This is a genomic window from Pseudocnuella soli (genome assembly GCF_004347775.1).
Taxonomy (GTDB): domain Bacteria; phylum Bacteroidota; class Bacteroidia; order Chitinophagales; family Chitinophagaceae; genus Flavisolibacter; species Flavisolibacter aquaticus.
This window is the reverse complement of sequence record NZ_CP037755.1, coordinates 1674348-1690113: the sequence shown is the minus strand read 5'-3', so window position 1 is coordinate 1690113 and position 15766 is coordinate 1674348. Positions and strand designations below refer to the sequence as shown.

9 protein-coding genes are annotated in these 15766 nt (G+C 49.9%); 4 read left to right on the top strand and 5 right to left on the bottom strand.

The annotated features are described in order from the left end of the window. Positions 1–1560, bottom strand: coding sequence for a replicative DNA helicase (dnaB, locus tag EPD17_RS07110; RefSeq protein WP_114235894.1), 1560 nt, complete (start codon positions 1558–1560; stop codon positions 1–3). Between the two features lie 821 nt (positions 1561–2381). On the opposite strand from dnaB, the gene EPD17_RS07105 reads away from it, so the two are divergent. The 3 genes from EPD17_RS07105 to EPD17_RS07095 all read left to right on the top strand — a co-directional run bounded on the left by EPD17_RS07105 (position 2382) and on the right by EPD17_RS07095 (position 8101). Next, the gene (locus tag EPD17_RS07105) at positions 2382–5120 is read left to right on the top strand and encodes a T9SS type A sorting domain-containing protein (protein WP_132052957.1); all 2739 of its coding nucleotides are present in this window, start codon (positions 2382–2384) and stop codon (positions 5118–5120) included. 38 nt (positions 5121–5158) lie between these two features. Next, entirely contained in the window at positions 5159–7702 is a 2544-nt protein-coding gene (gene pheT / locus EPD17_RS07100) for a phenylalanine--tRNA ligase subunit beta (protein ID WP_240040768.1), read from the top strand. A 108-nt stretch (positions 7703–7810) separates the two neighbouring features. Beyond that, the gene (locus EPD17_RS07095; protein WP_132052954.1) at positions 7811–8101 is read left to right on the top strand and encodes a hypothetical protein; all 291 of its coding nucleotides are present in this window, start codon (positions 7811–7813) and stop codon (positions 8099–8101) included. Positions 8102–8206: 105 nt separating this feature from the next. Here the strand turns inward: EPD17_RS07095 and EPD17_RS07090 are convergent, their stop codons facing one another. Then, a complete protein-coding gene (locus EPD17_RS07090; RefSeq protein WP_132052952.1) occupies positions 8207–9274 on the bottom strand; it encodes a quinone-dependent dihydroorotate dehydrogenase in 1068 nt (355 codons plus the stop codon). A 275-nt stretch (positions 9275–9549) separates the two neighbouring features. Here EPD17_RS07090 and EPD17_RS07085 point away from each other — a divergent pair, with 275 nt between their 5' ends. Next, a complete protein-coding gene (locus tag EPD17_RS07085; protein WP_317126719.1) occupies positions 9550–10752 on the top strand; it encodes a thiolase family protein in 1203 nt (400 codons plus the stop codon). Between the two features lie 454 nt (positions 10753–11206). Here EPD17_RS07085 and EPD17_RS07080 read toward each other — a convergent pair whose 3' ends face one another. From EPD17_RS07080 to EPD17_RS07070, 3 genes are all read right to left on the bottom strand, one after another. Beyond that, the gene (locus EPD17_RS07080) at positions 11207–12307 is read right to left on the bottom strand and encodes an MBL fold metallo-hydrolase (protein ID WP_132052950.1); all 1101 of its coding nucleotides are present in this window, start codon (positions 12305–12307) and stop codon (positions 11207–11209) included. A gap of 165 nt (positions 12308–12472) precedes the next feature. Beyond that, positions 12473–13189, bottom strand: coding sequence for a pyridoxine 5'-phosphate synthase (locus tag EPD17_RS07075; RefSeq protein WP_132052948.1), 717 nt, complete (start codon positions 13187–13189; stop codon positions 12473–12475). 234 nt (positions 13190–13423) lie between these two features. Beyond that, entirely contained in the window at positions 13424–15421 is a 1998-nt protein-coding gene (locus tag EPD17_RS07070; protein ID WP_132052946.1) for a PKD domain-containing protein, read from the bottom strand. Between the last annotated feature and the right edge of the window lie 345 nt (positions 15422–15766).

Below are 15766 nucleotides of genomic sequence, written 5' to 3'. Positions count from 1 at the left end.
TTAAAAGGGATCGTCCTCGTCTTCAAACGAGTTCATTTTACTGCCGGTTTGAATAAACATGCGGGCACCTGCGCCACCATCGCTATCGGTTACAGGCTTCCAGCTTCCGGGCATGTTTGGTCCGCCAAAGCCGCCATCGCCACCCTGGTCGTCGAAAAAGCGCTGGATCTCGAGGCGGGCACGCAGCACGATGGTTTCCAGCGAACCGTTCCGGTGTTTGGCAATACGAATATGGGTTTCGCCTTTGTTGCTTTCGCCCATTTCATTTTGCGTCACGTCGTAATATTCAGGGCGATAAATAAAGCACACCATGTCGGCATCCTGTTCGATGGCACCTGATTCCCGAAGGTCGGAAAGCTGTGGCATCTTGTTACCGTCTTTACGTTTCTCTACTTCCCGGCTTAATTGCGACAGGGCAATCACCGGCACCTGTAGTTCTTTTGCCAAACCCTTAAGCGATCGGGAGATGGTTGAAATTTCCTGTTCGCGGTTGGAGTTGCGTTCGTTGGAGCCGCTCATCAGCTGCAGGTAGTCGATGATGATGAGGCCGATGTTGTTGATGCTTTTCAGTCGGCGGCATTTTGCCCGCAATTCAAAAATGTTCAAGCCCGCAGAGTCATCGATAAAAATGGGTGCCTGTGCCAGCCTTTGAATGCCTTTTGCATACAACTGCTTCATTTCATGCTCTTCCATTTTACCGCGGCTGATTTTTTCCAGCCAAATCTCGCTTTCGGCCGAAAGGATCCTTTGCACCAACTGGCTGGCGCCCATTTCAAGCGAAAACACAGCAACCGGCGTGGGCCTTGTTGGATGCAGTGCAGCATTACGGGCAAGGTTAAGCGCAAATGCGGTTTTACCCACGGCAGGACGTGCCGCAAGAATGATCAAGTCGGTGTTTTGCCAACCGTAGGTTACTTTATCCAGCGACGGGAAACCGCTGGGCACACCGGTAATGTCTTCGTTGCGATGCCGTAGGTCTTCGATCCGCTGGATGGTTTTTACCAACACCGAATCGATCGATTCGTAATTATTTTTTAAGTGTTTGGATGTAACCTCGTACATCTTGCTTTCAGCGGCGTCGAGGAGATCAAATACGTCGGTGCTGTCTTCATATGCATCGGAAATGATCTCGCCGGAAATGCGGATCAGTTCCCGCTGAATGAATTTTTGCAAAATAATCCGCGCATGGGCTTCAATGTTGGCCGACGAAACCACGCTGTTGGTCAGCCGCGTAACATAGTACGGACCGCCCACCATTTCCAGCTCTTCGCGAAACTTCAACTCTTCCACCACTGTTAAAATATCGATGGGCTGGCTTTTGTTGGCAAGGCCCTGCATGGCGCGGAAAATGCGCTGGTGCGCATCCACGTAAAAACATTCGGGCTTCAATATTTCGATAACGGTATCAAATGCGCCTTTTTCCAACATCACGGCACCCAGCACGGCTTCTTCCAATTCTTTTGCCTGCGGCGGCACCTTGCCGTACACCATGGTGCTCAGGTCTATCGGCGGCTTATTGCCTTTCTTCTTTCGGTCTCTGTTTAGGTTAGTCAGGTCCATATACTACACAATAAAATAACCCTGCCCGCGGGCAGAAAAGGGTGAACTCCTGGTGGTGCGCTGGGTGGCGGTTGATGCTTTTGTACCGGCTCAAACTGTTGGCCGAACCGGCTGGCACGGTCTGCTAAGATACATGCCTCAAGCATCTGGAAGGGCATTTTGCAACGCCCTTTAACCCACAAATCGCCCACAGGTTATGCACCGTTTTCCGGCGGTTATTCACGTTTTTGCCAAATACGAAATTCCAAAGAATTTAGCACTCCGCCCAACTTGTGGACAAATAAAATGACAGGCGGCACGAGGTCGCGGCCAAACCTGCAAGGTTCGCTGCGTTCGGGCATTACCGGTTGTTCCTATCGGCTCGCCATCGAACCGGCAGCACCTGTTTGAATAAAAAATGGGTTGTTGAAAAATATTACGCTTAACAAAACGGCTGAACGCAGCAGATCAACGACTATGGAATTTATGCTTTGCTACCACCTACCTCAATGTAATCGAATAAATATCAAACGACTTAAAACCGATCAATACAAAAAAGATTGCTTCAACTATGTATTGTGACTTAGACAATGAATCCAATCACATTACACATAAATTTATTTTTGGATTAAATCTAAAGCCGATACATTAGCGCATCTGCTCCAACGATCCCTTAAACCGCCCTGCAGCCTCACCATTTTTTTATTTGCATTGCAAAAACACTGTCTGTAGCACTGGTAACAGCACCGAAGGTTTTGTTGTGCATACCTTGTCCCCTCCCCTCCCTTTGAACGCTAGTATAACCAATGTCTGCTGACTGCGTTTAACCAAAACCCATATACATGCGAAATCTTTTACTACTGTTTTCTTTTCTGTTATCCAGCTTGATGGTAATGGCCCAGCTAGGCCGGCCAGTTGCCAGCTTTGGCAATAATGGAAAGATGTTTACCATGTTTCCAGACAATTTTACTCCTACGAGTCGATCCTCTATTGGTAAGACCGTTATTCCATTGCAAGATGGCAAAACGCTGATCGCTATTGAGTCTTCCGAAGGGATATTGCTCACCCGGCATCTTGCCAACGGGCAGCGGGATATTGACTACGGCTTTGCAGGATTTTCTGAGCAAGCTTCGTTCGAACGCCTGAAGGGCGCTACAATGCAGCCCGACGGATCTGTCCTGGTTTTTGGTTTGACTGTAGACTTTTCAACAAGTGCAAAAAGGGCGGCAGTTGTACGGATACGTCCCGATGGATTTCTGGATCGCACCTTTGGCGACAACGGTTTATTCCTGTTAGAATATAGTAGCCTTACTTCGGAAAACGAACTGCTATTGCTGGCAGACAATAAAATAATGCTGGTCGGCACGGCCATGGTAAATGGCATAGAAAATTTTTACCTGGCACGCCTGACCGCAAATGGCCTAATCGACGCGACGTTTGGTAACGGCGGCATGGTTACCTACGAAAATAGTTTGTTCAAATTCCAACTGCGCGATGCAGCAGTGCAGGCCGATGGCCGCATAATAGTTGGCGGCAATGCAACTGCCCCTGCTCCGGACCCGTTGTTTCAACTTGCACGCTTTTTACCCGACGGCACACCTGACCGCAGCTTTGGTGGTGAAGGAACTGTGGTAACAAAAATCAGCGATAGCCACAACATGAAAGCCATTGCCTTGCAACCCGATGGAAAAATTGTCGTACTAGGCGGCCTTTATTTAGATGGAAGAGAAATGCTGCTGGCCCGTTATCTATCCAATGGCTCCTTAGACCTTTCCTTTAGCAACGATGGAAAGCAAATCGTAGTCAATACTTTGATTACAGGTCGCAGATATCTGCCAGAAGATATCATCGTTTTACCCAATGGAAAGATAATGGTAGGCGGCGCGTTTGCCGAACATGCCACCATCTGGCGCCTCAATGCTAACGGCGAACTGGATCCATCATTTTATGGAACAGGATTTTTGCAATACGACCAAATGCATACCCGTGTTTTGGCAATGGCGGTATATCCTTCCGGAAAAATCGCCTTCACAGGCCTCAAAGAACTGCGCGACGCCAGCGGCTTTCCGGCTGATTCTTACCTATTCGCAAGACTTGAGGCTGACGGGGCCGCCGACTTTTCTCTTGCAAATGCCAGCTACTTATTTTCAAATTATCATAAAGGAGGACGCGGCGAGTATATGGCTGTATCTACTTTTCCCAATGGAAAGATACTGGCTGCAGGTACAACGTGGAGCAGACGCAATGGCGCACCATCTATCATTGTGTCGCGGTATTATCCGGACGGCACCCTCGATTATAGCTTTGGATCTGGCGGAATGGTAAACACAGGTTTCGAGCCTACTGCGGAGCTGAAATTAATGCAAGTCTACCCCGACGGCCGAATATTGTTGTATGGCGAAGGGCGAGGTTCAACTTTTATTCGCCTGACTCCAGCTGGTTATTACGATCCATCCTTCAACGGCGACGGCACCGTTGAAACTATCTCCGAAACCAAGGACCAGATGATCATCATGCAAGATGGTACCATTGCTATGGTTGGCACCACTTACAATTTGCCCAAAAACCAAATTCTTTTGCAAAAACTAATTGATAGCAATGGCAAGCTTTTGGGGCAACCAGGTACGGTAATCAACACTAAGGAACATATTACTGTGATGGGAGCAGTAGTGCTGCCATCAGGAAAAATCCTGATTGGTGGCAAAGCCTGGCACTCTGGTGGCGATTACGATTTCAGTGTAACCAAGCTAAACAGTGATGGTTCAATTGATAAAGCTTTCGGCAACGGAGGCACGCAAATATTTGACTTTGGCGGAAATGATGAACCTCAGTTTATGAAACTAATGCCCAACGGTGGCGCTTTCCTGGCCGGGAAAGCAGAAAACAGAAGTGTCAGCAGTCCCGATTTCGCTATGGTGCAATTTAATAGTGATGGTTCGCTAAACAAAGCCTTTGGTACAAATGGTAAAAAGCGTTACGACCTGGATTTTTCATTTGCCGGCAATCGGCCTGACTATCACCAGGTGACTTCTGTTGATGTACAGGCCAACGGTAAGATCTTGATATCCGGCACATTTCGATTAAACGGAAAAATCCAATTTGGTGTGGGCCGGTTTAACGAAGTGGGTACATTGGACCCAAAGTTTGCGAACGGGGGTTTTTATATTGAAAACATCGGCATTCCGTTCGAAATTCTTGCAAGTGCAATTACAAGCAACAGGCTTTATCTTGTTGGATTTGCCGGCACCTTTGTTCCGGAGCACTCCCTGCTTGCCGCCTACCACATCGACGACCAGCCCCTGCAAGCCACCCGCCAGGCCCCCGCTCCTACCGGGATTGACGGAACCGTGCAGGTGCTGAATAACCCCACCACAACCGAATTTACCCTCAACCTCGACCTGAACAAACCGGGCGGCATCCAGCTGCGCATACTCGATGCTTCGGGTGGCGTAATCGAACGCAGGCAGAATATTGCAGCACAAGGCGCCCAGCGTTTTGGTGCCAATTACCGCCCCGGCACTTATATGGCCGAAATAACACAAGGGGCCCAAAAAACAACCATCAAACTGATCAAGCTATAAACAGGAGCAACTAGGAACAACCACTTAAACGGCACAGAATGCACCTGCATTTTGTGCCGTTTTGCTTTGAACAACTTGAAAACATCCGCAGGCCGGAAACCTATGCAAACCATTTCCGTGCTATGCCGCCGCAGGTTATCTTTGCCACCCACAGAAATTTTGCACCAATGACCATTTCCTATAATTGGCTGAGTGAATATTTGCCCGTAAAAGTTGACCCCGATCGCCTTTCCCGCATCCTTACTTCCATTGGCCTCGAAGTGGAATCGATGGAAGCGTATGAAGAAGTAAAAGGTGGACTGAAAGGCCTGGTTATTGGCGAAGTGCTGGAAGCCGAGCAACACCCCAATGCCGACAAACTGCGCCTCACCAAGGTGGCCGTGGGCGGCGCCGAGCCGTTGCAGGTTGTTTGCGGTGCACCCAATGTTGCCGCCGGCCAAAAAGTAGTAGTGGCCACCGTTGGCACCACCATTTACCCAACTGCTGGCGAGCCGCTGACGATGAAAGTTGCCAAGATTCGTGGCGTGGAAAGCCACGGCATGATCTGCGCCGAAGACGAAATTGGGATGGGCGATTCGCATGCCGGCATTATGGTGCTGCCGCAGGATGCACCGGTAGGCCAGCCTGCCGCCGAGTATTTTAAACCGTACGCCGACATAATTTATGAAATAGGCCTTACGCCCAACCGAATGGACGCCATGAGCCATTGGGGCGTGGCCCGCGATGTGTGTGCTTACCTATCGCACCACGACCGCAAAAGCGTCAGCCCGAAAATTCCTGCCGCCGGCTTTAAGGTCGACAACCACGACCTGAAGATTGAGGTGGTGGTGGAAGCAGCACAGGCATGCCGCCGTTATTCCGGTGTGTGCCTCAGCGGCATCGAGGTAAAGGCCTCGCCGCAATGGCTACAGCAGCGCCTCAAAGCCATCGGCCTGCGGCCCATTAATAACATTGTTGATATTACCAATTACATACAGCACGAAACCGGCCAGCCGCTCCACGCATTTGATTACGATGCCATTACCGGCGGAAAAGTAGTGGTAAAACCGGAAGCAGAAGGCACGCCCTTTACCACGCTTGATGAAAGGGAGCGGAAACTCCATGCCGAAGACCTGATGATTTCCAACGCCACCGAAGGCATGTGCATTGCCGGTGTGTTTGGCGGCTTACGTTCAGGCGTAACCGAAAATACGAAAAACATTTTCCTGGAAAGCGCCTGGTTCGATCCGATTTCCATCCGCAAAACATCGTTCCGCCACGGGCTGCGTACCGATGCCGCTACGCGTTTTGAAAAAGGAGTGGATATTTCCAACACGGTTAATGTATTGAAACGTGCCGCGGCACTGATTAAAGAAGTGGCGGGCGGCGCCATTGCATCCGAGGTGGTGGACATTTACCCCGATCCGCAACCCAAACAGCAAATCATTTTTAAATACCAGTATTTAAAAAAATTAAGCGGTAAAAACTACCACCCCGATACCGTGAAAGGCATCTTGCAAAGCCTTGGATTTACGCTGCTGCGCGAAGACATTGATGCGCTGTTTCTGGAAGTGCCTTACCACAAACACGATGTAAGCCTGCAGGCCGACCTGGTGGAAGAAGTGTTGCGCATCGACGGGCTGGATAATATTGAAATTCCGCAGGCGATCCGTATGTCGCCGGCCGTGGAAAGCGACCGCCAGGGCGATGCCCTGAAAGAGAAATGGGCGGGCATGTTGAGCGGATTGGGTTTCAACGAAATACTCACCAACTCAATTACCAACTCCAAGTATTTTGGCGAGCAGGAGTCGATGGTGAAAATGATCAACAACCTGAGCTCGGAACTGGATGTGCTGCGTGCCGGCATGCTGCCCACAGCACTTGAAGTGATCGCATTTAACAGCAATAGAAAAGCTTCCGACCTGCGCTTTTTTGAGTGGGGCAAAACCTATAGCACCAGCGGTGTGGGCAAATACGCCGAAGTTGACCATTGCTGCCTGTACCTCACCGGCAACAGCACCGAAGCGGGCTGGAAAGGCAAGGCCACGGCATCGGATGTGTATTATACCAAAGGCGTAACCGAAGCCTTGTTTGCTGCGGCAGGCCTCACCATCAATTGGGCAAACGCAGAAGACAAAAATTTTGACGCTGTTATTACCGGGTCGGTTAATGGAAAGGAACTGGTAAAACTGGGACAGGTGGCCCGCAAAGTGGCAGCTGCCTTCGACGTCAAGCAACCGGTTTATTTTGCCGATATTGATTGGAATGCGTTGCTGGCCGCTTCTGCCAAAGTAAAACCTGCTTACCGCGAACTGCCTAAGTTCCCGGCTGTGCAGCGCGACCTGGCACTGGTAGTTGCTAAAAGCCTGCCCTACGAATCCATCACCGCACAATTGGGCAAACTGCGCCTGAACAAATTGAAGGATGTGCGCCTCTTCGATGTGTTTGAAAGCGACAAACTAGGCGCCGGTAAAAAATCAATGGCCATCAACCTCACGTTTCTGGACGAGGAAAAAACCCTCACCGATAAAGAGATCGACGGCTGGATGCAAAAGATCATGACCAGTTTTGAAAAAGAGCTGGGTGCTGAAGTAAGGAAATAAGGGATGATTGATTATTCATTATTGATTATTAAGATCAAAAGCAAACGCCAATAATCAGTAATGAATCATCAATAATTCCCGCTTTTCAAACCATCAAAATTATTGTTTTTGACCCCTGCGCTGGAACAACAACTCGGATCCTTAACCGAAAAAGTGCAACTGCTGGTGCGCCAGCAGGCCCGTTTGAAGAAGGAAAACGAGCGGCTGCAAAAAGAACTGGACGCCTGCCAGTCGGCCGAAAAGTCACACCTGGAGCTGGTGTTTCAATTGGAGCAGCGCATTGCCATTTTAAAATACGCCGCCGGCGAGTTGCCCGAAAGCGAAAAAAAGCAGTTCGAAAAAACCATCAATGGCTATATCCGCGAACTGGATAAAGTGATTGCATTTCTAAGTCAGTAAAAAAAATTGAAAGACGGAAGTCCGAAGTCCGGAGAAGAATCCTTTCGGTGCCTGTCTTCGGTCTTCCAACTTCCGCCTTCCGACTATCTTTAGCAACGTCGATATTTAAGATTGAGCCGAAATCTTTTTTGGCTGAAGACCAGTGCAAATATCTTTCGCAATAGAAGGGCCTTTATAGATAAAACCGGTCCACACTTCGCAAAGAGCTGCGCCTGCGCCGAGTTTTTCAGCCGCATCGTCGGCGGTAAAAATGCCGCCGCTGGCAATCACCGGGATTTGTCCCTGCAGCCTGCTGCACAGGTACTGCACTACTTCGGTTGCCCGTTCCCGTAAGGGTGCACCGCTGAGGCCACCAGCACCGATCTGCTCAACTGATCGCTGCGATGTTTTAAGACCCTTGCGGCTGATGGTGGTATTTGTTGCCACAAGCCCGTCGAGTTTTATTTCCAGCGCCAACGCTATCACATCATCAATCTGGCTGCGGGTAAGATCGGGGGCAATTTTTAGTAAAATGGGCCGCGGCTGCGCCAGGGTTTTATTGATGCCTTGCAAATGTGTTAGAATTTTATGCAGCGCATCGCGTTCCTGCAATTCGCGCAGGCCCGGTGTATTGGGCGATGAAACGTTCACCACGAAGAAATCTACATAAGGATGCAATGCATTGAAACAAGTTTCATAGTCTTTCCATGCATCTTCGTTGGGCGTCACTTTGTTTTTACCAATATTGCCCCCTATTAATAACGGACGATCCGCATTGCGGTGCTTGGCACGCCATGCTTTTAACCGTTGCACTACCACATCCACACCATCATTATTAAAACCCATGCGGTTGATCAGCGCCTCATCCTGCACCAGTCGAAAAAGCCTGGGCTGCTCATTGCCGCTTTGTGGCTTCGGCGTTACGGTGCCAATTTCCACAAAACCAAAACCCAGCGCATCCAGTTCAGTGAGGTAGGCCGCATTTTTGTCGAAACCGGCGCCAAGTCCCACGGGGTTGCGGAAGGAAAGTCCGAACACCTGTTGCGGCAAGCCTTGCTGCGGCGGCGCATACAGCGATTTTACCGTGGCAAAACCACCCGGTACAGCACAGGCCGTTTTCAGGGTTTGCATGGCTACATGGTGTGCTTTCTCTGGATCGAGCCGAAAAAAAAGGCGGCGAATAAGGGGATACATATTGGAGGACGAAGATAGTGTAGGAATGTAGAACAGATGAACAGACGAACAAGGAACAGGAGAAGTTGGATGGAGAATATCGAACAAGGAACAAGGAATGTAGAATGATGAAGGAAAATTAGGAATGATGAATTATGCGTTATGAATTTGGAGGCGCCCCAAAAATTTATAATCCATAATTAATAATTCATCGTTTCACTTCGTAGTCCATTTGCTCCTTGGCTTTCGGTTCGATATTCCAATTGGTTGCATAACTAACTATTTTTCCTAAATTCATGTTTTACAAAATTTCTGACCATATGCAGGAAGCTTATATAGTGGCGGGATACCGCACTGCGGTAGGCAAGGCCAAACGTGGCGGGTTGCGTTTTTTTAGGCCCGATGATCTGGCCATTGAAGTGATCAAAGGCCTGATGCAATCGGTGCCCGGCCTGGAAAATAAGGATGTGGATGACGTAATTGTGGGCAACGCTGTGCCCGAGGCGGAACAAGGGCTGCAGGTGGGGCGCATCATTGCCGCCCGTGCCTTGGGCCACGAAGTGCCGGGCATGACGGTGAACCGGTATTGTGCATCGGGGCTGGAAACTATTGCTATTGCCACGGCAAAAATTCGCATGGGCATGGCCGATGTCATCATTGCCGGCGGCACCGAAAGCATGAGCATGGTGCCCACCGCAGGGTGGAAAACAGTGCCTGCTTATTCCATCGCCAAAGATGAACCGGATTATTACCTCAGCATGGGGCTTACTGCCGAAGCCGTTGCCAAGGATTTTAAAGTAAGCCGTGAAGACCAGGATATATTTGCCTACAACTCGCATCAAAAGGCATTGAATGCAATCCAAAATGGATATTTCAAGGAAGGTATTTTACCCATAAATGTGGAGGAGGTGCACCTCGATGAGCGGGGCAAAAAGCAAAAACGAAATTATGTGGTGGATACCGATGAAGGTCCACGTGCCGATACCTCAATGGAGGCGTTGGCAAAGCTGAAGCCTGCTTTTGCGCAGGGCGGCGTGGTTACGGCCGGTAACTCATCGCAAACCTCCGATGGCGCCGCTTTTGTGTTGGTGATGAGCGAACGTATGGTCACCAAACTGGGCATCAAGCCCATTGGCCGCCTGGTTAGCTGCGTGTCGGCAGGTGTGCATCCACGCATCATGGGCATTGGGCCGGTGGCCGCAATACCTAAAGCGTTGGCTCAAGCCGGTAAAAACCTGGGCGACATTGACCTGGTGGAACTGAACGAAGCATTTGCATCGCAGGCACTGGCAGTAATTCGCGAAGCGGCGCTGGACCCCGAAAAAGTAAACATCAATGGTGGTGCCATTGCACTCGGTCACCCATTGGGTTGTACCGGCGCCAAACTTACCATCCAGTTGTTGAGCGATATGAAACGACTCGATAAAAAGTACGGGATGGTTACTGCCTGTGTAGGCGGTGGGCAAGGCATTGCCGGCATCATTGAACGCATCAACTAAATGGCATAATCAATTTTACAGGTTGTTTCATTCTAGTTGATCGCACATCGAATCATTAAGCGGCTTAAAAGGAACATTTCTTCTTGCATCGTTTGATTGCGGAACAAAACCTTGCCGGGCGCGCGAACTACCGAAGCCTTGCGAAAGAATAGGAAAAAACAGAACGCTTGTCCATACCGATGCCAATGATGATTGCAATCAATGTAAACTGAAAAATTAGCCGGGTAATTGTATAACCATACAAAAGGCAACAGGTCTTCCTGTTGCCTTTTGTATGAATTAACTCGGTTTACCAAGAGTGCATTAACACAATAACTATCTATTGCACTTTACTAAAACCTTTCAGCAATGGCGCTATCATCAGGCTGTGATTGATTTTATGCCTACTGTTTTGCATAAAAGAAAAAGCAAAACAAGAGCCATGCTTGTATAAAGGCACTTGTAAACCTTGTTCTTAAATAGCCGGTATCAACGGAATACTCGGTGCCGTAGAAGAAGCCGGCGCTGCAGCACCCAACGCTACCCAAGAACTGCCTATGATCTGTTTACCGATACCACGGCGCACCTTACCCATAAGCCCCGGTGCATGTTTGCTTTGTTTTAAAATCACATAACCCACCGCCATGATCGCTGCCGCCGTGAGGATGCGTTTGAGCATGATGCCTTTGTGTTTGGGAATAAACGAGGGCACGCCATCTGTATCAAACAAAGCGGATTCCTTCACATACCGGCCGGTAGCAGGTATGCCGCGCTGCCAAAAGTCTTTTGATAATTTAGTGAGCGCCTTGCTGGCTTCGGGGCCATACATGCTTTGGCCGTGGCCGGTGGCTATTATCGAAGGTTGCAGGGCGGCTAGTTCCCGCACTGAGCGGGCTGCTGCGCCCCAATCAGGCGTGAAATATTTGGGTGGTCCGCTCATAAATTTGGCTTGGGTAACCACCGAAATCAGCGATTCCTGCACCGTTGTTACACAAGCATCGCCGGCAATGAGCACGCCATCCCGTTCGCGCCACAGACTGATGTGCCCTGGCGTGTGCCCGGGTGTATGTATCCATTTCCATCCGGGCAGTTTTGGAATGGAGCCATCCAGCGGCAGCTCATATAAATACTCCGAAATATCGATGGGGTATTTGGGATAAGCAAATGAAAGCACCGCCATGGCGCCGCCGCCCACTGCAGGGTCGGGTGGCGGGTACGATGCGGCACCAGTGAGGTAAGGCCGCTCTTGGTGGTGTGCATACACCGGCACCTGCCATTCCGCAGCCAGCTCTTCCAGCGCACCGCGATGATCGAAATGCGCATGGGTCATGATGATGGCTGCAGGCCTAATGTTGCTGCCAATAACATGTGCAGCCAGTTTGCGAATTTTATCGGCCGAGGTTTTCAGGCCGGCATCCACCAGCACCCAGTCCAGTGTATCCTGATGCTGGATGATGTACATATTGACAAAAAGATCTTTCAGTCGCCAGATGCCGGGTGCCACCACCCAGGCATTGTCATACAATTCCCGCTCTTCCGTAACTGTGTTTTCGCGTTGGTTTGTCTTAGCGCTCATATAAGGGGGTTATTTGTTGTAGCAATGCGGGAACAAATAACATACCACGGGCGGCAAAAAGCAGAATGGTATTGCATTACCTGCAATGACCAAAACATGCTCAGCACCTAAATACCAAGCGGGCTCCAACAAACAGCAGCGGTTGATTTACTTACAAAACCTACACTACTGCAACTGCCGCTTGTACAATTGGATGGTATTTTCAAAACCTAGGTAAATGGCATCGCAGATGAGTGCATGCCCAATGCTTACCTCGTCAAGCGCAGGAATTTGCTGCGCAAAATATTTAAGGTTATGCAGGTCTAGGTCGTGGCCGGCATTGAGGCCAAGGCCCAGTTCAGTAGCCCTTTTAGCAGCAGCTACATACGGTGCAATGGCCGCCTCCCGGTTGCCGGCAGCAAAGCCATGAGCATAAGCTTCGGTGTACAGCTCTATGCGGTCGGTGCCGGTTTCGGCTGCGCCTTCCACCATTTCCACCAGGGGATCGACAAATATGGAAACACGGATGCCCCTTTTTTGAAAAACGGCAATGATCTCTTTGAGGTAATCTTTATGGCGCACCGTGTCCCAACCGTGATTGGAGGTGATCTGGCCCAGCGCATCGGGCACCAGCGTTACCTGGTGGGGCTGCACTTCCAGCACCAGGTCCACAAATTTTTGCTCCTGCGAGTTGCCTTCAATATTGAATTCGGTGGTGATGATGTTTTTGATTTCCCGCACATCGCTGTAGCGTATATGGCGTTCGTCGGGACGGGGGTGCACGGTGATGCCATCCGCACCAAAACGCTGCGCATCAACGGCGGATTTTACTACATCGGGGTTGTTGCCGCCACGGCTGTTGCGCAGCGTTGCAAGTTTATTGATATTGACGCTGAGTTTCATGAACGGGTGATTTGTATGATTGGAAAGGATTTAAAGGATACTCCCATGTGAATACCCTTTATTTTTTTTGAAAGTAAACAAACGCAAAATTAACAATGCTGCTCCAGTTGGTACGGCATATAAACCGCCTGCAACTACAAATAAAAAAACCGTGCTGCATTACAACACGGTTCAATAACTATTGCACACCAATCATATCAATCCTTCCCCATCATACAAATCACTGGTTCCTGGTTACCGGAGCAACACAAAACTACCCTTGCGTTCTACCATTCGTCCACTGTTTTGTTCGCGGTAGCGCATCATCCACACATAAGTGCCGGTGCCCTGCGGTATGTTGCCAATGGTGCCGTTCCAACCCCTGCGGGCATCTTTCGAACGGAACACTTCCTGGCCCCAGCGGTTGTACACCACAAATTCATACGCGTCCACTTTTACCACGTTCAACGGCCGGAATACATCGTTGCGACCGTCACCATCCGGTGTAAACGCGGTGGGCACATGGATGGTGCAACTGCTGTAAATGGAAATGGGCTTGGTGGCCGTTTTGGAACAACCAAAGCTGTCGATTACGGTGTACTTTACCTCATAATTGCGGGTACGCAGCGGTGCAGCAAACCGGTGCACCGGCGATGCCTCGGTGGATGTGGCGCCATCGCCAAAATCCCAATGGTGCACCAAGCCACGGCCGTTGGCAGTGCTCGAAAATTGCACCGGCTCGTTGGGGCATTCTTCTGCAAACTGCATCATGAAGTCGGCCGTGAGTGCATTTGCCAGCGCAATTGTTACGCCAACGCTATCACTGCATACGCCATTGGTTACTTTAAGGCCTATGTTTTTGGTATCGAAAATCTCGTAACGGCCCACGGGGTTTTGTATCGTGCTTCGCTGGCCATCATCCAGGTTCCAGTCCCAGCTGGTAATACCGCGGCCGCCGGCATGTGTAAACTGAATGTTGTCTACTTCGCAATCGTATTGAATGGTATGGGTAAATGCGGCACTAACGGTGTCGGCTACACTAAAACCAACAGAGCCTTCCGGTATTTCAAAACCGCATTCATCTACAATGGTGCCGCCACCTGCATTGCGGCTCAGCACCACCCTGAAATCGCCGGCATCTTGCATGGGCGCCGAAAGTGTAAGCGTAATGATTTTGGAAACACCACCTGCGCAATTGCCTGCAGCACCAGTAATGCGTACGGGGTACGGCCCAACGATGGTAAAATCAGAGCCGTTTGGAGCAATAGTATTGCAAAAAACAGGTTTTTTAAATACCAATTGCAACTGGCTGGGGTTGCACCCTACCGGCGCAATGCTATCGAGCTGTGTAGGCAATGCAGGCTCCACTTTAAAGGAAAGCGATTGACCATCGGGAATAGCGGTGCCGCAATAATCGAGCAGCGTATTGTTGTCCGTTCCTTTTTTGATGTGCAACTCGTAATTGCCGGGGTCCAGCGGGCTTTGCAGCCTGATGTCGATGGAATCAGTATCAAATCCATTGTTGCAAAAAGGCGATGATGCACCGGTGATGACATGATTACCGGGCATGATCACAAAATCAGACCCATTGGATGCCAGCGAACTGCACAGCAGTTTTTTGTTGAGGCGCAGCCTGATGGTTTGAGCACTACAATGCGCTTCGGCTGCTTCCATTGCCGGCGGGTCGGGATCGGTGATCACCGCAGTGCCGCCCTTAAACTCGAGGTCGTAGCCGCTTTGCGATTGGGTAAAATGCGAGATCATAATCAGGTAGTTGTGCCCCTTTTGCAATTGGGGCATCGAACTCCACACCGATTTACCAAAGCCCGAACAAATATGCAGGCTACGACCGTTGGGTCCGGCACCTGTTTCGCCACCTTCGCCGCTCCAGTTGGAGGCAATTTTCATTGCCCCATCGGTATAAATATCGTTGGGGTCGCGGTCGGTAATATCATACACTTCCCAATCGTAATCATCGCTGTTGGTGCGGGGTTTTATGGAAAAGCCCAACGTGCCTGATTCAAAGCAGGTGAATTTGTAATAATAAGGATTGACATCGGCCAGGCCCTCGCCGGGGCAGGATGGTGAAGGCATTGTGCGGCCGGCACACAGGGGCACAGTGGCCTGCGAAAAAACAGAAGTGCCACACACCGGGAAAGCTGTGCTGGGTGTTTGCCCCGGGTTGTTGCAGGCCTGGGCCTGCAGCTTTGCCTGGAGCAGCACCATTACAAACAACAGTAAAATCAATCTCATTGCAGCCAAAATAAAATACAGCCGTTTGCGGCAGGGTGGAAAAATACATCAGTTTGCCCAACTGCACGACCCAACAAGGACAAACGGCCGACCGCTACCGTTGCACGGTTTGTTTTCGCAGCCTTTTTCTCACTCTTTAAAAACGTCAATCACGAATTGGCGGCGCAGATTTTGCAGCATCAACTTCCCGGTCTTTTCTGTTTTCATTTACCAGAAAAGACCCTTTTTTTTTAAACAATGATTTTAGTCAGGTGAACGAAAAAAATAACTGCTTTTTCCCGGTAAAAAACCGGGCTCTTAGGCTCCTTTTAACAAGCGACACGGGCTTAAATGAGATACCTTTGC